Genomic DNA, 18,629 nt, shown 5'->3' with positions numbered 1-18,629 from the left:
GTTTCGTGATCGACTTTGTAGGGCGGATTAGCGAAGCGCAATCCGCCATCGGTCCGCAACACCTGAGCGGCGGGTTACGCTTCGCTAACCCGCCCTACGCATCGTCCATCCTCATACGCAAGCTCCGGCCGCAGCGCGCGCATCTTCTCCGCAAGCCTGTGGCTCGAGGTCTCCTCCGCATGCGCGAGCCGGTTGACGAGCGCGACATAGTCCGCATCGCTCTTGTGCTGGTTGAGCTTCGACTGGCCCTCGATCTCGTCGACGACCATATCGATCACCCTGATCCCCGCCAGCATCTGATCGCGCTTGCCGGGCTCCATCTGCGTGAGGTCCCAGGGCTGCTTCTGCAGCCGCGCTTCGGAAACCGCGAGCAGCGCATCGCCGTGGCCGCGGTTCTCCCCGTGATCGCGCAGATGCGCGACGCCGGACAGGTGCACCGCCTCGTAGAGCCAGGTGGAGACGTTATCGCGCGAGACGTACCAGTCGTTCGAGATGTAGGCGTCGTCGCCGGAGACGATCAGCAGGAAACGCCTGATACCGTCGGCGAGCTCGACCAGTGGATTCTTCGCGGTGAGATGGATCTGCAGGATCACGCGATCGTCGCGCCGCGCGATCACGAACGGCACATGGGATGCCCGCGGGCCGCGCGCATCGGTGGCGACGATGGCGCCGAAGCCGCGCGCCGCCGCAAAGGCCAGCGCGTGGTCGTCCTCGATGCGGAATTGGGGACGGAGGATGTGCATGGCGGCGGCGCTCGCGGCTGGAGGGAGACGACCCAGCGAAGCTAGCGCAACTTTTGCCGGAGATCACCGCCATGCACAGTCCGGCTCAGCAGATCATGGCGTTGTCGCCGTGGTCGCAGACGCCGCCGGGTTGATCCCGGGGCAGCGTTTCGAACTCGCCGAAGCGCGGCACGGCCATGCGCGGCGGTCCGCCGCCCCAGCGGCTGGCGGCCGCGGCATGTCCCTTCACGAACGCGGATGGGCCGGCCGGGACTTCGCGCGCCATGGCCGATGTCGTCAGCATGCCGAGGGCGAGCAAGCCCGCGGCGACGTGTTTGATCGTGGTCATCGAGCGTCTCCTGCTGGATTCAACAGGATGGGATCATCTCGCCGGCCTGCTGAAGCGTTTTCGCTAGAACCATGACGGGCGGCGCCACCTGATTATTCCGCGACGACGCAGCGAATTTGCCTGTCCTGCGGCTCGGTTCGACACATTCGATTGATCGGAGCGTGACCGCCGGGACCTGAGGTTCGCGGCCGCAACCGAGCCTGCCTGCGCGCAAGTCAAATCCGGTGCGAGAGCTGCGACAAAACAACCCGGCGGGCAACTCATTCGACGTCGTCCTGGCGAAAGCCAGCACCCATTACCCCGAATGAGACTAGTTGCGCGATGCTGGGGCCGCGATCCCGTCCATTATCAAATGCGGTGGTTATGGGTCCTGGCTTTCGCCAGGACGACATTGGTGTGCAAGGCGCCCGCCCCGTCATCCCCGCGCAAAGTCACGATGCACCGTTGAACTCGCGCCAACTCGCAGGTTACGCTGCCACCAATCTCACGCCCTCTCGCTGGAAGGATCACCATGAACGGCAACCGATATTATGGCGTCCGCGTCGAGGGCGCGAAATACGGCGTGGGGTTCGGCTCGGCGCTGGCGATTGCGATCTCGTACACCAAGAACCATTCGATCCTGTGGGCGATCATCCACGGTATCCTGGGCTGGCTCTACGTGATCTACGCTGCGCTGTTCGGGTGATGCGGGCGACATGACCGTCATCTCGATCCAGTCACAGGTCGCCTGGGGCCATGTCGGCAACAGCGCGGCCACCTTTCCGATCCAGCTGCACGGCATCGACGTCGTCGCCGTGCCGACCACGCTGCTCAGCAACCGGCCGGGCTATCCGACGATCCGTGGACGGGTGCTCGACGCGCAGCTGGTCGCCGACCTCTTGCGCGGCATCGAGGAGCGCGGCGCGATCGAAAGCGCCCGGATGATCCTGTCGGGCTATCTCGGCTCGGCCGACATCGCCATGGATGTCGCCGACTTCGTCGCCCGCGCGAAGGCGGAGAACCCGGCCCTGCTCTATTGCTGCGATCCCGTGCTCGGCGATCGTGATCGCGGCATGTTCGTGCGAGCGGACATCCCGCCGCTGGTGCGCGACCAGCTCTGTCCGCTGGCCGACATCATCACGCCCAACCATTTCGAGTTCGAATTCCTCTGCGGCGCGCGCGTGACGACGACCGATGACGTCATTGCGCAAGCCCGCGCGCTGATGGCGCGGGGGCCTGCAACCATCGTCATCACCAGCGCCGAGCTTGCCGGCACGCCCGACGGTGAGATCGAGACGCTGGCGATCGAGCACACGGGAGCGTGGCGCGTGCGCACCCCGCGCGTGCCGATCAGCCCGTCCGGCACCGGCGACTTGTTCGCCGCGCTGTTCGTCGCCGCCCGCGTGCGTGGCCTGGCGACGCCGGGGGCGCTCAGCCACGCCGCGTCAGGCATCCACGGCGTGCTGGTGCGCACGGCGGAGCGAGCAACCGAGGAAATGCGCATTGTCGAAAGCGCCGAACTGATGCTTGATCCGAAGCCGCGCTTCGCGGCGGTCGCCATCCCTGCATCCTGACATTCGGGACACGTTTCATGATCGACATCACCACCCTCCTCACCTACGCCGCCGTCGTGCTCGGCCTGTTCCTGATCCCGGGGCCAGCCGTGCTGCTTGTGCTCGCGCGTTCCGTCACCGGCGGGCCGCGCGTCGGCGTCGCGACCGGGTTCGGCATCGCGCTCGGCGACCTCGTCCACACCGCCATGGCGACGTTCGGCCTGTCGGCCGTGCTGATGACCTCGGCGCTCGCGTTCTCGATCGTCAAATATGCCGGCGTGATCTACCTGATCGTGCTCGGCGTCCGCGCTTTGTTCGAGAAGAATGACGACCTGCATTTGCCGGCGTCGCAGCCGGTCGATCCGCGGCGCGCGTTCCGGCAGGCGATCTGGGCGGAAATGCTCAACCCGAAGACCGCGCTGTTCTTCCTCGCCTTCCTGCCGCAGTTCGTCCATCCCGGCCACGGCTCCGCCGTCGCGCAGTTCGCGACCCTCGGCCTGATCTTCGTCGCGATGAGCGCGGCCTACACCTCGCTGCTCGCGCTCGCCGCCAGCCAGATCAGCCCGTGGATCCGGCGGCATCGCCGCATCGGCCAGTGGCAGGGCCGCGTGGTCGGCACGATCTATATCGCGCTCGGCATCCGCCTCGCCTTTCAGGAGCGCTGATGTCTCCGCTCAAGCCGCAGGCCACATATGACGATTTCGCCCGCCTCGACATCAGGATCGGCAAGGTGGTCGAGGTGCAGCCGTTTCCGCGCGCCCGCAACCCCTCATACAAGGTCGGCGTCGATGTCGGCGCCGGTCGGACGATGTGGTCGAGCGCGCAGATCACGAATTACGAGCCAGCGGCGCTGGTCGGCTCGCAGGTCGTCTGCATCTGCAATCTCGGGCCGAAGAACATCGCAGGTTTCACCTCGGAACTGCTGATCCTGGGCGCCAAGGATGCCGGCGGCCAGGTGATCGTGCTCGGCCCGCGCAGCGAGGTTGCGATCGGTGAGCCGATCTTCTGACGACCCGACCCGATCACGGCAGCGTGATTCAAATCGTCTGGATTCCCCGTAGTTTACCGATGGGGGATCACCCGGATTCTAAGTGCCCGCGCGCGCTGCTATTTCAGCGCCAGAGAATCGCTTCGGCATGGGAATCGGAAGATGTCCGCAGTTTACTTTCACTGCTCCGACGACAAGCACGTCATCCTGGATCGCATCGGCGCCGCGATGGATTTTTTGGAGGTGCGGGTGCATGCGGAGCAGCTCGCGCGCAGCTTTGTCATGACACCGAGTGTGGAGGACTGGCGCAACTGGGCGGTCCACGTCACCGACGATATCGGTACCGAGATCTTCGAGCTGCCGTTCACCGCCGTCCTCGGCGAATTGCACTGAGGGCATGCCATGAATGCGATGGAACTCGCCCTGCAGCCCTTGCGGCGCCACCTCACCCGCCTCGCTCAGCGCTGCGTCGCGCTGATCGAGGGCGTCATCCACCCCTATCGCCCCGAGCTGTATTACATGCGCGGGCCGGGTCCGAAATGCCGCGCCAGGCGGCAGGCCACGCTGCGCGATTAGTCCGAGCGCTTGAGCGACGAGAAAAGGCCGATGGGCGTTACGCCACCGGCCTTCTCCTGCGGCTGCCGGTTCCCGGAGCCCGGTTCCGCCGCAATTCCACCTGGTCGCAAGCTTGCGACGACAGTTTTAATCAAATCTTAACGGCATGGCGGTGAGCTGGATGACAGGACTCCTTCGCCGTGCCGCGCGTGTAGTCGTTCATCGCGCTGGATGCGTTGCACATCGTTTTTGCGCCGATCACCCGACGATTGTGCGCGATGCATCTTAGGGAATGCACGACTCAGTGTTACCCTGTGATGCAAACCGAAACGGAGAACTTCGGATGCCGTACTACACCTTCGATCTCGTGGTGGGGGACGAGTTCCGGAATCAAGGAACGATCATCCTCGAAGACATCAGCCTTGCCTCCGATCGCGCCGATCAGCTCGCCAACGAGCTGTCTCAGGTCAAGCCGGAGCTGAAGGCGCGCGGCTGCGCCGTGCGCGTCACCGACATCGACCGGCGCGAGCTCTACCGGACGCCGCTCGACCCCGTGCCGCACTGGCGCAGGGCCGGCTAGCGCCGGCAGGCTTTAGACTCTGTTGACCGCGCCCGTCCGCGCGCGGTCTTGATCTTGCTGCGTGCGGGGCGGCCGGTGTTGCCGCCTCAGCAAGACCAGTCGGCGCGCGGCTCGATCACTTCTTCATGTTCAACCGGCCAATGAAGTCACGTTTGCCGAGCGGCGCGCCCTTGTGGCGGAGGATGTCGTAGGCGGTGGTCGAGTGGAAGAAGAAGTTCGGCAGCGAGAACGACATCAGGAATCCCTCGGCCGTGAACGGCATCGACCGCTCGCCGAGCTTGAACATCACTTCGCGCCCGAGCAACGCATTGACCGCATCCGGCGTCAGCGCCGACAATTCGGTGTGCGCGTCCTTCACCAGCGCCTGCAGTGCGGCGTAATCCAGATCGGGCTTGCCGGACGGCGGGACGAACACGCCGCTCTTCGCGGCTTCCATCGCGCCGCGGGAATGATGCGCGAGCGAGACCACCTGAAAGCGGAACGGCAACATGTCCGGAAACAACCGGGTCTCGACGATCTCGGCCGGATCGATGCCGTTCTCCTTGAAATGCGCGAGGCTCTTGTCGAGAAAGCCCGAGGCGGCGCCGAGGATCTGCAGATAGTTGGCAACGGTCGCGTCGTAGAGTGAAAAGGTCATGGCGAATTTCCCCAGATAGAAAATTTGTCTGATGCTTGCCGGAACAGAGTTCCCGGAATTTCCGGCGAAGGCAAGCGGCCTTGGGGATTCGCAACCTTGGGGATTCGCAAGTCGAATGGTCCAGCGCCCAGCGCCGGATCATTCGGTCAGGCATCGCGGGCTCCCCGCGGTCAGCTCTGATGCGGTCCGCGCATCATCTTCATGGCGTCCTCGATATGGCGCCACTCGCGGGCCTCTTCGGTCTCGCCCTTGCTCTCGCAGGCGATCGCGTTCTGCGCCGCCTCGGCAATCGCCTGCAGGCCGTGCTTCTCGAGCATCTGCCGCGCGATTGTGTGGATCTGCATCTCGGCTATCATGGCGCTCTCCTCTGCTGTCCGACGCCGCAGGGACAGCCGTGACCGCGCGTCCCGCGGACTGACTTCAAAACGGCCGAACGCCGCGTCTGGTTCCAGCAGACCGGCCGGCGCGACGGAATCAACGGTTTCCACGCGCCGCGGCGGCGGATACAGAGAGGCGGACCCCGCTCCTTCCCGAGTTGCCGTGACCATGGCGCAGAACATCTATGACGATCCCGGCTTCTTCGCCGGCTACAGCCAGTTGCCGCGGCAGGTCCGCGGGCTGCTCGGCGCGCCCGAATGGCCCGCGATCCGCGCCATGCTGCCTGACATCGCAGGCAAGCGCGTGGTCGATCTCGGCTGCGGCTTCGGCTGGACATCGCGCTGGATGCGCGAGCAAGGCGCCTCCGGCGTGCTCGGCGTCGACCTCTCGCAGAACATGATCACGCGCGCCACGGCGATGACGCAGGATCCAGCCATCGCTTACGAGATCGCCGACCTCGAAACGCTGGAGCTGCCGAAGGCCACATTCGACCTCGCCTACAGCGCCCTCACCTTCCACTACATCAGAGACTTCGATCGCCTGGCGCGGATGCTGTATCGCACCCTCGTCCCGGACGGGCATCTGGTCTTCACCATCGAGCATCCGATCTACATGGCCGCCGCCCATCCCGGCTGGGGACAGGACCAGGACGGCCGCAAGTCCTGGCCGGTCAACCGCTACTTCATCGAAGGCGAACGCCGGACCGACTGGTACGTGAAAGGCGTGCTGAAATATCACCGCACCATCGGCACCACGCTCAATGCGCTGATCGGCGCCGGCTTCACGCTTCGCCACGTCGAGGAATTCTCCCCGACGCGGGAGCAGATCAAGGCTGTGCCCGAACTGGCCGACGAACTCGAACGGCCGATGATGATGCTGGTGTCAGCGCAGCGCTAGCGCATGATCCGGAAAAGTGCGAAGCGGTTTTCCCTCGCGACAAACGCGTAGCGTTTGCGCGGAGATCATGCGCAAACGGCAATAGAGCACTACGCCGCGAGCAGCTTGTCGAATTCCTCGGGCGGGTATGATTTTCCATCCTTGTCGGTGATCACCACCTGCCATCCCTCGCTCGCCCAGACCCTGGCCTTGGCGATGATGATGAAGGTGCTCTCCCGCTCGATCCTGACCGTTTCGTTCTCGCGTTCTGCGATCATCTTGTAGGCCAATGCTTGTCCCTCGCCGACGTCATCCGTTCGGCGGTGTGTTGGCAGCGGCGTTGGGCCGCAATTCGCCGGGAGCATGACAATTTGGTGGAAGCACAGGCGCCAGATGCGGCAGAGCGCAACGTGCGGTCGCGGCGGCGCAACTTACCCATCAAGGTCGGCATATCCAGCATGTGGTCTTGCCGCTGATGGCTCAGGCCCACCCCGTGAACGCACTCCGCGCGCATGCCTCAAAGAAAAACCCCGCCTCGGTGGGACGCCAAGGCGGGGAAGGTTCATTGGGTTGAAAATCCACGCGCCTGGAAAAGGAGAGCGCGGGAAGTAGCGGCATCAATCCTATTTGTTGCCAGCGTTCGGACAACAGGATTAAAGCGCGCGCAACACCGGGACTTTTTCCCGATCCGTCCGGCAAGAAATCCCGAACCTGACTTGCGACGCCGCTCACTGCACCACGTCGAGCCGGACATTCGCGACGCCCTTGCCGATCATGCCGAGCGACTGTGCAGCAGAATACGAGACGTCGACGATGCGCCCGGGAACGTAAGGCCCGCGGTCGTTGACACGCACCGTGACCGAGCGGCCGGTCTTGACGTCGGTGACGCGCAGCTTGGTGCCGAACGGCAATGTCGGATGCGCGGCGGTCAGTTCGTGCGCGTTGAACTTCTCGCCGCTCGCGGTCTCCTGCTCGTCGCTGTAGAAGCTCGCGACGCCCTGCGACGCGATCCTGGTATCGCCGCCTTTGCGTGACGCGTACGGCGTGTGCTTGCGCGCGGTTGCGACATGTGTGCGCGTCGCCGATGACGCAGCCCGGGTCGGCTCGAGCGATGCTGGCCGGCTCGCGAGCGCCTGCGAGCGCTGGCTGACGACGGAGGACTGTGCACAGGCCGCAAGCGACGCGGCGCCGATCACGATGGCGCAGAGCCGCAGCGGCTTTCGCGCACGAGCCAATGCAATTGCGGGCGCAACACCGCGCGCGCTGCGTTTGACGTCGACGTACGAAATGACTGCATCGTCGCGTGACATGTTGCATCCCCAACTCGCGCCCCAGCCCAAGCCGAAAATCCAACACCCGCATGGCCGAATCCAATCGGGGCGGAACGGTGGCGGAGCGCGGTCGGACTGGCCGCAGGTGAACCGATTTCCCCTCGGGTGTGGTGGATGCGCCACACAACCAGGGAGGTTCACCCGGAAATGCGTCCCGGAGCTCTCCGCGCGCGTCCAAGGATTCCTAGCGTCCTCGGCTCCCAGCGTCGGTTCCCGAAACTCCCCAACCTCTCCACCCTCTCGCCTTGCTTTGGTCAAACCGGACTGGAGTCGTGGGGTCAGGGCCAGGGGTCGATACAGAGCTCAAATTGCCGGCCGCCCATTTGCGGTTGACCTTGGACTGAAACGGGGACCGCCATGCAATCGACACTGAAAGACGCAGATCCGCACGATATTTTCGCGATCGAACCTAGCTTCACTGCAACCCGCCCGGACAATGCCGCCGCGCCGGCACCCGCCGCCAAGGGAGCGCCAGGGCAACGCGAGCCTTGGTTCGGCCCGAGCCTCGCCCCCTCGTCCACGCCACAGGTCGCGCCCGCCGCCACGGTCACCTCGGTGCCGCCGGTGACGCCGATACCGGTGGCGGCGCCGCCGGCCGCGCCGGAATACAGCGCCGCAAGCCATGACGGCAGGCTGGACGACATCAGACTGGAGCGCGCGCCGCGTCCGACCAATAAATGGGCGATCCGCGCCTTCTGGTTCGTGTTCGCGATCGCCGGCGCCATGGGCACCGCGGCGTGGCAACACTACGGGCATCGCGTCAAGCAGGTGGTGGCCGACTACGTGCCCCAGGTCGAGGCCCTGACGTCGCTGCTGCCGGGCAAGGCCACTCCCGCTGCCGACCAGGCGAGCCCGCCCGCGCAGGTGGCTGCCGCCGATCAGCCGGCTGAGGCTGCTCCAGCGGCTGCGCCACAGGACGTCGCTGCAGCGCAGCCTGCGGTGGCCGCAGCACCCGCTGCAGCGGCGGCGCCGGTTGCCCCGGCGGCACCAGCTGACCAAACGCAGCTGTCGCAGTCGATGGCGCGCGATCTCGCGTCGATGGGACAGCAGATCGAGCAGCTCAAGACCAGCATCGATCAGCTGAAGGCGAGCCAGGATCAGTTGACGCAGCGGGTCGCGCGGACGACCGAGACCAGGGCCGTCGAACCGCGGCCGGTCGCGCCGCGCCCGCGTGCCGCGATCACGCCGCCGCCTGCGGCGCCACGCACGGCCGTTGCTTCACCGCCGGTGCGCCGGTCGTACCCGCCGACCCAGGCCTACATCCCACCGCCACCGGCTGCATCAGCGGCCCCGCTGCCGGCACCCGTTGCAGCCGCACCGCAGGCTGTCGCGCCGCGGCCAGTGCAATCGCAGCCGTCCTCTGTTGTCGATGCTGATGATAACGGCCCCGTGGTCCGGCCGCCGATGCCGTTGCGCTGACGGGACTCACAAAAAAGTAGGGCGGATTAGCGCAAGCGTAATCCGCCGCCGCTGCCTCGAATGATGGCGGATTACGCCTTCGGCTAATCCGCCCTACGGCCTTTACGCGCTCTGTCCCGGCGGCAGCACGACCACGGTCGCCCCCGGCTTGACGTGCTGGTAGAGATCGATCACGTCGGCGTTGTTCATGCGGATACAGCCCGACGAGATCGCCTGCCCGATATATTCGGGCTGGTTGGTGCCGTGGATGCGGTAGAGCGTGTCCTTGTTGCCCTGGTAGAGGTAGATGCCCCGGGCACCGAGCGGATTGGCCGGTCCGCCGGCGACACGCGCCGGATACGGCCCGAGCCGCTCCTGGATGTCCTTGGTCGGAACCCAATCCGGCCATTCGGCGAGACGGCCAACGGTGGCGACGCCGGAGAACGCCATTGCCTCTTCGCCGACGGCGACGCCGTAGCGGATCGCCTTGCCGCCGGGCAGCACGTAATAGAGATAGCGCGCGTCGGTATCGACCAGGATTGAACCCGGCTGCTCCTTCCGCCTGTAATCGACAATGTGGCGCTGGAACTGATCCGGAATCTTGGCATCCGCATAGGGCGGATGCGCCAGCAATTGCCGATCGCGCGGCGTCATCGCGGCATCCGTCACCGGCGACAGCGTCGCCTGCATGCAGCCGCCAAGTGCGAGCGAACCCATCAGCACCGCAGCAAGCCCCAACTTCGACACGATTATTCTCCCCTGCGTCAAGTTGTGGCACTTGCTGCCGAAATCGTGCTGAAATCGTGGCAGCGCAGATTGGAACACGGCTGTTTGATCGGTTCCTTCGGCAAGTGTGTCCTTCCGGTTGCAGTCGGTTCCCGCGGACGCTAGCCTTGCGGCAAATTATCTAAAACATCGGGAGGAATTCGATGCGTTACGCTCTGCTGATCGGCGGCCTGATTGTCGCGGCAACACCGGCCCACGCCGATCCGCGTGCGGCCTATGTCACCATGGTGCTGCAGGCCTTTGCCGCCAAGGTCGAGTGCCCCGGCACCGATCTCGTCTATCAGGACCTCGTGCAGCGCGCGCAGGACATGCACCTGCCCGACGGCACCACCGAGCAGGTGCGCAAGGCGATCGCCTTCATGCATACCGGCGGTAAGATGGGCGAGAAACAGGCCGACGACCTGATGACCGAAGTCGCGATCGCAACCCAGACCACCGACCTCGACCAGCGCCGCGCCGGCAGCATGACGACCTGGTGCCAAGACCAGAAGACGCGGCTTGCGGGCTACATCCGGACGAAGGAGTAAATTTCGATTCTCAATCGAGCTCCGGCGGCGCGAACCAGTTGGTCAGCGACAGGCCGCCGTCGACGACGATCGATGCGCCGGTGACGTAGCCGGAGAGCTTGTGCGACAGCACGGCGAGCGCCATCGGCGCGAGATCGTCCGCCTGACCAAGCCGGCCGAGCGGAATGTGCTTGGCCAGCGCGGGATCGGCGACGAAGCCGCCGGCCGCGACCGCGCCGGGCACCAGCGCATTGACGCGGATGCCGTAGCAGCCCCAGCTCTTGGCCAGTTCCTTCACCAGCATCGCCATGCCGGCCTTCGCCGTCGAATAATGCGGCAGGTTGCGCGGCGTGCCCGCATGCAGCGAGGTGAGCAGCAGAAACGAGCCAGGCCGCTTCGCCGCGATCAGCTTGCGCGCCAGTTCGCGCGACAGATGAAAGCCGGCATCGAGATTGACCGCGTGCATCTGCCGCCACGTCTCTTCATCGACCGCCATCGCGTGATCGGCCTCGCGGCGCGGCGGCGATGCGCTGTGGACGAAATGCGTCACCTGCCCGACCGCGGCTTGCGCATGTGCCAGCAGGGCGTCGCACGCCGCACGTTGTGCGAGATCACCGACCCAGGGCACGGCAAGTTCGGGATGTGCGGCGGCCTTGATGGCGGCCATGACCCTGTCCTCATGCGAGTCGGCGAACACCGTGCGCACGCCCTCGCCGACCAGGGCCTGCGCGATGGCGCGGCCAATGCCATTGCCGGCGCCGGTCACCAGGGCTGCCTCGCGCGCGGGATCGAAGGGCGATGTGAAAAGGCTCATGATGCCGATCTCCGAGGACGTGCAGACCTGCACTCAGTATGGCGGCGCCTTGCGCGCCCGCTGTGCCTTGGCGGCTTCGATCCACCAGGTGAAGTCGTCGGCAAAGCGCGGAAAGGCGCGTTCGAGCGACTTGCCGCCCTCGCCGATCGGCTTGCCTTCGGCGGACAGGGTCTGCGCGATCGGCCCTGCGCTGATCGTGCTCGACACCACCACCATGCCCATCTCCGACAGCGTGCCGTGCCAGGCGGTTGCGGCGCGCGCACCGGCGAACCGCCCGGCCGAATAGCTTGCGATCGCCGCCGGACGCCAGAACCATTCCTCGAGGAAATGATCGGTCAGGTTCTTCAGCCCGGGCTGGATGCCCCAATTGTATTCGCCGGTGACGAACAGGAAGCCGTCGGCGTCGCGGATCTTTGCAGCGAGCGTTTCGAGCACGGCCGGCGCCTGGCCCTTGGGATGTTCCTTGTACATCCGGTCGAGCATCGGCAGGCCGACCTCCTTGGCGTCGATCAACTCGACATCGTCGCCGCGCGCACGCAGGCTGTCGACGACGAAATGCGCCAGGCGGATGCCCATGCGATCCGAACGATAGGAGCCATAGAGAACGAGAATGCGGTGGGTCATGATGGCGCGATCCTACCACAGCGCTGCGACCGCCGTCCTGCGGCTGGCGCGCAGACGTTAACGGCATTCCGGCGCGTTTTCCCGGCATTAAGCAATTCGTCGCAGGTCCCTCGCTGCGGCCAAAAATTGCCAGATTTGTTTTCTGGATATGCGTTCGCTTCGAGAAGGAGAACCCGACATGCGGATCGCAAAGCTGGTCTTCGCAGGCTCGCTCGCGGCCATCGCCGCCGTTGCCACGCCGGCGCTGGCGAAGAGTGCCGAGCGGCAGAAAGCCGACGAGAAAGCCGCCACCACAACCAATTCGACCGGCTGCCAGGCCTACCAACAGGCCGCCGACGGCACCTGGAACCAGCTTCCCTGCGGCGAAGCGGGCACGGGCGGCGCGACCCAGCACCGCGCCGCGACCAAGGGCGCTGAGGACGACGAGCACTGACCGTCACGCCGCGCCGCCACGCGTAGCCGAGCGACCCGGCACCTCCGGCTTTCGGACCATACGAATGTGCGGGACCGCCACGGCTCCCGCATCATAAACCCTAGCTTAATGCGCACCCGGTACGGTTGAGGCCTTCCCTCTTTCGTCAAGAAATGGCGCGCATCCCATGAAAATCGGTACTCTCCTGACGGCCGCGATCGTCTCCTTGTCCGCGGTCGGCGGTGGCCTGGCGGCCTATGTCGCGGCGACCAAGTACCAGACCATGGACAAGGTTTCGACCGCGCAGAGCCGGCTCGAGATCGTCCGCGCCGTCGGCGATATCCCGCGCTACATGAACCCCGAGCGGGGCTATGCCACCAACCTGCTGCTCGCAGGCGGCACGATCGATCCAAAGCAGATCGCCGAACTCGACCGCCAGCGCCAGTTGACCGACGGCGCGCTGGCCAAGGTTAACCAGGTGCGCGCCACCCTGCCGGGATCGCTCGACGATGGTGAGGCCGTCGCGCGCGAGATCGACGCGCTGAAGGTGAAGTTTGCCGGGCTGCGCGACGCCATCGCGGCTGCAATCGCCGGTCCGGCCGATGCCCGCCGCGCCGCCGCCGGCAAGATCGTCGCCGACAATTCCGTGTTCAACGCCGGTGTCACCACGCTGCTCGACGAGCAGGTGCGCCGCCTCGCCGGCCTCGACGGCAATGCCTATCGCCAGGCCAGCTACGCCAACGTTGCCTGGATGCTGCGCGACACCGGCGGCCTCAATGCCAGCCTGCACAAGGCGCTGGTCGGCGCCAAGCGCGTCGCGACCGATCAGGAGAAGCTGGAACTTTACCGCTCGACCGGCCGCACCGAGCAGATCCTCTCGACCTTGCAGGAATTGCGCAACAATCCGGCGACGCCCGCGAACGTCATGACGGCGCTCGGCAAGATGCAGGCCGACTATGTCGAGCGCTTCGGCAAAGCGCTGAAGCTTGCCAAGGAAGGCGCAGTAACCGGCAAGTATGAGCTGGATCTCGACACCTACTATCCGGAATCGCAGATCGGCCTCGCCGCCATCATCACCGTGCGCGACGCGTTCTACGAGAATGCCGAGCAAGTGCTTGCCAGCGCCTATTCGTCGGCGCGCTTCAGCTTCGTGATCGCACTGATCGGGCTGCTCGCGGTCATTGCCGTCAGCGCCGGCCTCATCGTCGTGGTCCGCCGCCGCATCCTCAACCCGATCGCCGCCCTCACCGGCCGGATGTCGCGCCTCGCCGCGGGCGACGTCGCCGAGGCGATCCCGGGCGCCGCGCGCAACGACGAGATCGGCGCGATGGCCGCAGCCGTGCAGGTGTTCAAGGACAACAGGATCGAAGCCGATCGACTCGCGAGCGAGAAGGAAGCCGAGAATGACGTCAAGATGCGCCGCGCCCGCGTGCTCGACGATCTGACCCGTGCTTTCGAAGCCAAGGTCACCGAACTGGTCGGCGGCCTGTCCGCAGCGTCCTCGGTGATGGAGGACACGGCGCAATCGATGTCGGCCACCGCGGCCGCCACCAACCGTCAGGCCGCGGTCGTCGCCGCGGCGTCGGATCAGACCTCGACCAATGTGCAGACGGTGGCGAGCGCGACCGAGGAACTGACCTCCTCGATCTCGGAGATCGCCCGCCAGGTCGCGACCTCGACCGAGATCGCCGCCCGTGCGGTCGACCATGCAAGGCGCACCGGCGACACTGCGCGCTCGCTGGCCGAGGGCGCCCAGAAGATCGGCGACGTCGTGACGCTTATCCAGAGCATCGCGGCGCAGACCAACCTGCTCGCGCTCAACGCCACCATCGAGGCGGCCCGCGCCGGCGAGGCCGGTCGAGGCTTTGCCGTCGTCGCCTCGGAAGTGAAGTCGCTGGCCGGCCAGACCGCGAAGGCGACCACGGAGATTTCCGAGCAGATCACCGCGATCCAGACCGCAAGCGACGAGACCGTGACGGCGATCCGCAGCGTCGTCGACGTCATCACCGAGATCGACCAGATCGGCACTGCGATTGCCGCCGCGATCGAGGAGCAGGGATCGGCGACCAAGGAGATCTCGCGCAGCGTTCAGGAAGCCGCGCGCGGCACCCAGGAGGTCAATTCCAACATCTCCGGCGTGCAGCGCGCCGCCGACGACACCGGCGCCGCGGCAACCCAGGTACTGGGCGCCGCCGAGCAGCTCTCGACGCAGTCCAAGGACCTCGCCGGCCAGGTCAACCGCTTCCTCTCCGACGTACGGGCGGCGTAGTCCTGAATCCGTAGGATGGGTAGAGCGCAGCGAAACCCATCGCTTCGCTGCGAGTGTTGATGGGTTTCGCTTCGCTCTACCCATCCTACGTTCGTTATGACGTCATCGAAGGGTAACGTGGCTCACTCCACGTGCTAGCCGCCACGCAGGCCGAGCACACGGCGGGCGATCGCCTGGCGATGGACCTCGCTCGGGCCTTCGTACACCCGCATCAGGCGGGCCTTCTGCCAGAGCGCGTTGAGCGGCAATTCCAGCGTCACGCCGAGTGCGCCGAGCGTCTGCATGGCGTGGTCGCAGGCGTCATAGGCCATCTCGGTCGCGAACACCTTGATCATCGAGGCCTCGTGGCGGATGTCCTCGCCGCGATCGGTCTTGTCGGCGGCCTCGCGCACCATCAGCCGGCACGCATGCATGCGCGTGGAGATGTCGGCGATCCACCACTGGATCGCCTGGCGCTCGGCGAGCTTCACGCCGAACGTCTCGCGCTGCCTGGCGTGCTCGCACATCATGTCGAGCGCGCGCTTGGTGATGCCGACGCAGGTCGATCCCATCTCGAGCCGCCGCGTGCGCAGGCGCAACTGCATCGGCGCGTAGCCCTTGCCGACTTCGCCCAGCACCGAGTCCTTCGGGATGCGGCAATCCTCGAACACGATCTCATAGGTCGAGCCGCCGCCGACCATCGGGATCTCGCGCTCGATGATGAAGCCCGCCGTGCCCTTCTCGACGATGAAGGAGGTGATGCCGCCCTGGCGCTGGTCGTTGCCGACGCGCGCCATCACGATGATGAAGTCGGCGGCGCGCGCATTGCTGATCCAGATCTTGCGGCCGTTCAGCACCCACTGCTCGCCTTCGAGCACCGCGCGCGTCTTCATCCCTGCGGGATCGCCGCCGGCGCCGGGCTCGGAGATCGCGATCGCCGACGTCATCCGGCCCTCGATATAGGGCTGCAGATATTTCTTCTTCTGCGCGTCGGTGCCGACCGCCTGCAGCATGCGCAGGTTCGGCGAATCCGGCGGCAGCACGAACGGCACGCAGCTGCGGCCGAGCTCTTCGTGCACTGCAGCCATCGTGCGCGTCGGCAAATCGTGGCCGCCGAGATCCTCGGGCGCATCGAGGCCCCAGAGGCCGAGCTCCTTGGAGACGTCGCGCAGCCGCTTGCGCTGCTCTGCGGTGAGCTCGGGATGATCGCTGCCGGGCAATTTCGATTTCAGATATTGCGGCTCGAGCGGAATGAGTTCGCGATCGACGAAGCGCGCGACGGTCTCGCGGATCATGGCTGTCTGTTCATCATCGCTCATCTGGGATTCCTCGCCTGTGCTGTTTCGCTTCACAAAACCAGTAGCGCATTTTTTGTCGGCGCAAATAGCGGAAACGCGCGCACGCGCTCACGCTCACGCGATGGTTTCATCGTGCGGAATTCAATATCCCGCGGCGCGGTCAGCGCGTGCGCAATTGCGCCGGACGTGGCGGCATGTCGAGCAATGGATCGCGCCGCGTGAGGCCATTCTCCTTGAGGAAGCGATCGACGATCGGCGCCCAGATCGCCGTTCCGTTCTCGCTGAACAGCATGTGACCGTCGCTGCCGAATGCGGCCGTTCGAGCCAGCGAGAGCTTGCCGCCTGATTTCGCGAACGCGTCCGACAACCGCGTCACGAGTTTCGGGCCGAAGAAGTGATCGTTGTCGGCGGAGACCCAGAGGAGCGGAACGCGTGAGGATTTTCCGAACTGCGCGAAGGCGTCGACGAGCTCGCCTTCTCCGCAGACCGTATCGGGGCCGCTCGATCCGCGGCCCGGTGCGAACACGATCGCGGCCGCAAGACCCGACGGCGCACTCGACGTCAATGCGACGGTGGCGAAGCCGCCCGCCGAGCGGCCGACGCTGATCCACTTTCCGCTGCTGACGTAAGCCTGGCCGGCCATGAATTTGGCGGCGGCTGCGATGTCGCTGGCGCCGGCGCGGCCGGCTTTCGCGTAGTCCGGACCGGAGCACGGCCCATAGGTCTCGGCCCATCCACCCTGCGAACTTCCGTAGCCCCGGCGCAGGAACGCCACCGCCACCCAGCCGCGGCGCGCGAACTCCGCGGCCTGCGCCCACATCCCGTAGGGGCTCATCGACGGACGGTCGCTCGCCGAGCGCGGCGAGCCGTGATTGAGCAGGACCAGCGGATGCGGCTGCCCGTCATCCGGCCGCAGCACGATCGCGTCGAGCAGCGCAGCGGCCGGCCCTGCCCCTTCCGCATTCGGCACCGGGATATTGAGCGCATCGAGGCGAATGCCTTCGGCTCGCGCGGCGCCGGAGGCCGAGATGAAGACCACCAGGGCCAGAACGACCGCGCCGATGCCGCTGCGGCTCGGCACTGGCCGGATCATGCGCTACTCGGCAAAGCCGACATAGCGGACAAAATCGCCGTTCGACTCGCGGTCCGACCGCACTGCGTTGGCGGCAAAACTGTCGTCGGGATAACCCATCGCGACGCAGGTCATGATCACCTGGTCTTCCGGGATGTTGGCGACCTCGCGCACGATGTCGGAGCGCATGATGCCCTGGCCGTTGATCACACTGCCGAGGCCGCGATCCCAGGCCGCCAGCACGATGCCGTAGCAGAGCGCGCCGAGATCGAAATGGCAGACCGCGCCGGGATCGAGGATCCGGTCATAGGCCAGGACCAGCGAGACCGGGGCGTCGAACTGGCGGAAGCCGCGCAACACCCAATCCTGCCGCATCGGCTTGTCGTCGCGGGCAATCCCCATGGCGCCGAACAGCTTCTTGGCAATGTCGACCTGGCGGCCGCGGTGCACGCCCTGGTATTCGCCATGGCTGACGATGTCGCGCTTGGCCTTGGCGCCGGCGATCATCTCCTCCATGTTGCGGCGCCGCACTTCCTCCAGCGGCGCCCCGGTCAGGACATGGACGTGCCAGGGCTGGGTGTTCATCGAGGACGGCGCGCGCTTGGCCACCTCGATGATCTCCTCGACGGTCGCCCGGGACACCGGCTGCTTCTTGAACCCGCGCACGCTTTTGCGTGTCTGTACCAGCGTCTCGAATTCCATTTCCGCGTTTCCCCCATTTTGTTCCGCGCTGCACACGGAATTTTCTCGCAGCTATCGGGGTATTTTATAGACAAATTCGGCTGTGGGAACTTGATCGAGCCAAGAATCCAATATCCAATCCGTCCACTGGTTTGGTTTAGGGAGAACCCAGATGAAGCGGATTTTCTTGGCGGCCGTGATCGCGACCTTTGCCGCCGGTTCGGCATTTGCACAGGACGCCTCCTGCGAGACGAAAGCCGTCGGCAAGGACGGCAAGCCGCTGGCCGGCGCGGCCAAGACCTCGTTCATGAAGAAATGCACCACCGACAGCTGCGAGACCAAGGCGGTGGGCTCCGACGGCAAGAAGCTCGCCGGCGCGGCCAAGAACTCGTTCATGAAGAAGTGCCAGAGCGGCGCCTGAGCCCCTCGCCGGCGCCTATTTAGCCCCCTCAATCGGGACAGACTTCATCGGGACTCAATCGGGTCGCGCAGGGCGCGACCCGAACGGCTGTTGACGGATGGACGGCCCCTTGATCGGCCCACGCCCTGTGGCGCTAGAACGAAACGCCGACCCGGACGCCCCTGCTCCAGACCCGCCGGCAACGCTTCCGGGTGTTGCCGTGAAACATCTCGAAACGCTCGGGCAACTGGATCGGCTTGGAAAATTCCAGGCAGGCCCCGCCGGCGGAATAGTCCACCAGCCGGCATTCGATCAGGGGCGCCTTCGGTTCGAGCTGGAGCTTGACCACGCTGGATACACATCCTGTCGGTCGAACACGCGCAAATCGTCGGGGATGCATCAGCCCGCCTCTGGTGGAATCGTACCAACAGATTCCTCGGCG

General features: G+C 65.7%; 26 protein-coding genes. 13 read left to right on the top strand and 13 right to left on the bottom strand.

Annotated features, from left to right (window positions below; all coding sequences use genetic code 11):
* Positions 1–74: 74 nt before the first annotated feature.
* Together AAFG13_RS02895 and AAFG13_RS02890 are read right to left on the bottom strand one after the other, a co-directional pair.
* Positions 75–743, bottom strand: coding sequence for an FMN-binding negative transcriptional regulator (locus tag AAFG13_RS02895; RefSeq protein ID WP_212317593.1), 669 nt, complete (start codon positions 741–743; stop codon positions 75–77).
* A gap of 85 nt (positions 744–828) precedes the next feature.
* Positions 829–1,071: a hypothetical protein gene (locus AAFG13_RS02890; protein WP_212317594.1), complete on the bottom strand. Its 243-nt coding sequence runs from the start codon at positions 1,069–1,071 to the stop codon at positions 829–831.
* A 511-nt stretch (positions 1,072–1,582) separates the two neighbouring features.
* Here AAFG13_RS02890 and AAFG13_RS02885 point away from each other — a divergent pair.
* The 7 genes from AAFG13_RS02885 (at position 1,583) to AAFG13_RS02855 (ending at position 4,726) form a co-directional block, all read left to right on the top strand.
* Complete coding sequence (locus AAFG13_RS02885) at positions 1,583–1,756, top strand: hypothetical protein (protein ID WP_016840760.1); 174 nt, start codon at positions 1,583–1,585, stop codon at positions 1,754–1,756.
* A gap of 10 nt (positions 1,757–1,766) precedes the next feature.
* On the top strand, positions 1,767–2,624 hold the full coding sequence (gene pdxY, locus AAFG13_RS02880) for a pyridoxal kinase PdxY (protein WP_342711060.1): 858 nt from the start codon (positions 1,767–1,769) through the stop codon (positions 2,622–2,624).
* 17 nt (positions 2,625–2,641) lie between these two features.
* Positions 2,642–3,268, top strand: a complete 627-nt coding sequence (locus tag AAFG13_RS02875) for a LysE family translocator (RefSeq protein ID WP_342711059.1) — start codon at positions 2,642–2,644, stop codon at positions 3,266–3,268.
* Entirely contained in the window at positions 3,268–3,612 is a 345-nt protein-coding gene (locus tag AAFG13_RS02870) for a tRNA-binding protein (RefSeq protein WP_212317598.1), read from the top strand. The genes AAFG13_RS02875 and AAFG13_RS02870 overlap by 1 nt, the downstream gene beginning before the upstream one ends.
* Positions 3,613–3,753: 141 nt before the next feature.
* Positions 3,754–3,984 carry a hypothetical protein gene (locus tag AAFG13_RS02865; protein ID WP_342711058.1) on the top strand — a complete coding sequence of 77 codons (231 nt, stop codon included), beginning with the start codon at positions 3,754–3,756 and terminating at the stop codon, positions 3,982–3,984.
* Positions 3,985–3,993: 9 nt separating this feature from the next.
* Positions 3,994–4,167, top strand: a complete 174-nt coding sequence (locus tag AAFG13_RS02860; protein ID WP_342711057.1) for a hypothetical protein — start codon at positions 3,994–3,996, stop codon at positions 4,165–4,167.
* A 322-nt stretch (positions 4,168–4,489) separates the two neighbouring features.
* Entirely contained in the window at positions 4,490–4,726 is a 237-nt protein-coding gene (locus AAFG13_RS02855; RefSeq protein WP_092113629.1) for a hypothetical protein, read from the top strand.
* Between the two features lie 115 nt (positions 4,727–4,841).
* On the opposite strand, the gene AAFG13_RS02850 is transcribed toward AAFG13_RS02855, so the two are convergent.
* Together AAFG13_RS02850 and AAFG13_RS02845 are read right to left on the bottom strand one after the other, a co-directional pair.
* Positions 4,842–5,363, bottom strand: a complete 522-nt coding sequence (locus tag AAFG13_RS02850; protein ID WP_212317600.1) for a DUF1993 domain-containing protein — start codon at positions 5,361–5,363, stop codon at positions 4,842–4,844.
* A gap of 170 nt (positions 5,364–5,533) precedes the next feature.
* Entirely contained in the window at positions 5,534–5,719 is a 186-nt protein-coding gene (locus AAFG13_RS02845; RefSeq protein ID WP_092125583.1) for a hypothetical protein, read from the bottom strand.
* 190 nt (positions 5,720–5,909) lie between these two features.
* Here AAFG13_RS02845 and AAFG13_RS02840 point away from each other — a divergent pair, with 190 nt between their 5' ends.
* Positions 5,910–6,638 (top strand): class I SAM-dependent methyltransferase, encoded by a 729-nt coding sequence (locus tag AAFG13_RS02840; protein ID WP_342713536.1) that lies wholly within the window; start codon positions 5,910–5,912, stop codon positions 6,636–6,638.
* Between the two features lie 89 nt (positions 6,639–6,727).
* Here AAFG13_RS02840 and AAFG13_RS02835 read toward each other — a convergent pair whose 3' ends face one another.
* Both AAFG13_RS02835 and AAFG13_RS02830 read right to left on the bottom strand, forming a co-directional pair.
* Positions 6,728–6,907, bottom strand: a complete 180-nt coding sequence (locus tag AAFG13_RS02835; RefSeq protein WP_342711056.1) for a hypothetical protein — start codon at positions 6,905–6,907, stop codon at positions 6,728–6,730.
* A 438-nt stretch (positions 6,908–7,345) separates the two neighbouring features.
* The gene (locus AAFG13_RS02830) at positions 7,346–7,927 is read right to left on the bottom strand and encodes a septal ring lytic transglycosylase RlpA family protein (RefSeq protein WP_212317601.1); all 582 of its coding nucleotides are present in this window, start codon (positions 7,925–7,927) and stop codon (positions 7,346–7,348) included.
* 378 nt (positions 7,928–8,305) lie between these two features.
* Between AAFG13_RS02830 and AAFG13_RS02825 the strand changes: the two genes are divergently transcribed.
* Positions 8,306–9,367, top strand: coding sequence for a hypothetical protein (locus AAFG13_RS02825; RefSeq protein WP_342711055.1), 1,062 nt, complete (start codon positions 8,306–8,308; stop codon positions 9,365–9,367).
* A 102-nt stretch (positions 9,368–9,469) separates the two neighbouring features.
* Here AAFG13_RS02825 and AAFG13_RS02820 read toward each other — a convergent pair whose 3' ends face one another.
* A complete protein-coding gene (locus AAFG13_RS02820) occupies positions 9,470–10,093 on the bottom strand; it encodes a L,D-transpeptidase (RefSeq protein ID WP_092125582.1) in 624 nt (207 codons plus the stop codon).
* Between the two features lie 182 nt (positions 10,094–10,275).
* Here AAFG13_RS02820 and AAFG13_RS02815 point away from each other — a divergent pair, with 182 nt between their 5' ends.
* Positions 10,276–10,659, top strand: coding sequence for a hypothetical protein (locus AAFG13_RS02815; protein WP_212317603.1), 384 nt, complete (start codon positions 10,276–10,278; stop codon positions 10,657–10,659).
* Between the two features lie 10 nt (positions 10,660–10,669).
* Here AAFG13_RS02815 and AAFG13_RS02810 read toward each other — a convergent pair whose 3' ends face one another.
* Both AAFG13_RS02810 and AAFG13_RS02805 read right to left on the bottom strand, forming a co-directional pair.
* A complete protein-coding gene (locus AAFG13_RS02810; protein ID WP_342711054.1) occupies positions 10,670–11,452 on the bottom strand; it encodes an SDR family oxidoreductase in 783 nt (260 codons plus the stop codon).
* A gap of 33 nt (positions 11,453–11,485) precedes the next feature.
* Positions 11,486–12,076: an NAD(P)H-dependent oxidoreductase gene (locus AAFG13_RS02805; protein WP_342711053.1), complete on the bottom strand. Its 591-nt coding sequence runs from the start codon at positions 12,074–12,076 to the stop codon at positions 11,486–11,488.
* Positions 12,077–12,254: 178 nt separating this feature from the next.
* Between AAFG13_RS02805 and AAFG13_RS02800 the strand changes: the two genes are divergently transcribed.
* Positions 12,255–12,509, top strand: a complete 255-nt coding sequence (locus AAFG13_RS02800) for a hypothetical protein (protein WP_092113611.1) — start codon at positions 12,255–12,257, stop codon at positions 12,507–12,509.
* 166 nt (positions 12,510–12,675) lie between these two features.
* On the top strand, positions 12,676–14,757 hold the full coding sequence (locus AAFG13_RS02795) for a HAMP domain-containing methyl-accepting chemotaxis protein (RefSeq protein WP_212317605.1): 2,082 nt from the start codon (positions 12,676–12,678) through the stop codon (positions 14,755–14,757).
* A 134-nt stretch (positions 14,758–14,891) separates the two neighbouring features.
* Here AAFG13_RS02795 and AAFG13_RS02790 read toward each other — a convergent pair whose 3' ends face one another.
* From AAFG13_RS02790 to AAFG13_RS02780, 3 genes are all read right to left on the bottom strand, one after another.
* A complete protein-coding gene (locus AAFG13_RS02790; RefSeq protein WP_342711052.1) occupies positions 14,892–16,055 on the bottom strand; it encodes an acyl-CoA dehydrogenase family protein in 1,164 nt (387 codons plus the stop codon).
* A gap of 139 nt (positions 16,056–16,194) precedes the next feature.
* Positions 16,195–17,127: a CocE/NonD family hydrolase gene (locus AAFG13_RS02785; protein ID WP_342711051.1), complete on the bottom strand. Its 933-nt coding sequence runs from the start codon at positions 17,125–17,127 to the stop codon at positions 16,195–16,197.
* 3 nt (positions 17,128–17,130) lie between these two features.
* On the bottom strand, positions 17,131–17,808 hold the full coding sequence (locus tag AAFG13_RS02780; protein ID WP_342711050.1) for a nitroreductase: 678 nt from the start codon (positions 17,806–17,808) through the stop codon (positions 17,131–17,133).
* A 151-nt stretch (positions 17,809–17,959) separates the two neighbouring features.
* On the opposite strand from AAFG13_RS02780, the gene AAFG13_RS02775 reads away from it, so the two are divergent.
* A complete protein-coding gene (locus AAFG13_RS02775) occupies positions 17,960–18,208 on the top strand; it encodes a hypothetical protein (protein WP_223967955.1) in 249 nt (82 codons plus the stop codon).
* A gap of 133 nt (positions 18,209–18,341) precedes the next feature.
* On the opposite strand, the gene AAFG13_RS02770 is transcribed toward AAFG13_RS02775, so the two are convergent.
* Entirely contained in the window at positions 18,342–18,587 is a 246-nt protein-coding gene (locus AAFG13_RS02770; RefSeq protein ID WP_223967956.1) for a PilZ domain-containing protein, read from the bottom strand.
* Between the last annotated feature and the right edge of the window lie 42 nt (positions 18,588–18,629).

It is taken from the genome of Bradyrhizobium sp. B124 (genome assembly GCF_038967635.1).
Taxonomy (GTDB): Bacteria; Pseudomonadota; Alphaproteobacteria; order Rhizobiales; family Xanthobacteraceae; genus Bradyrhizobium.
Note: the sequence above shows the minus strand (reverse complement) of the source record. Positions and strands in the feature narration are given on the sequence as shown.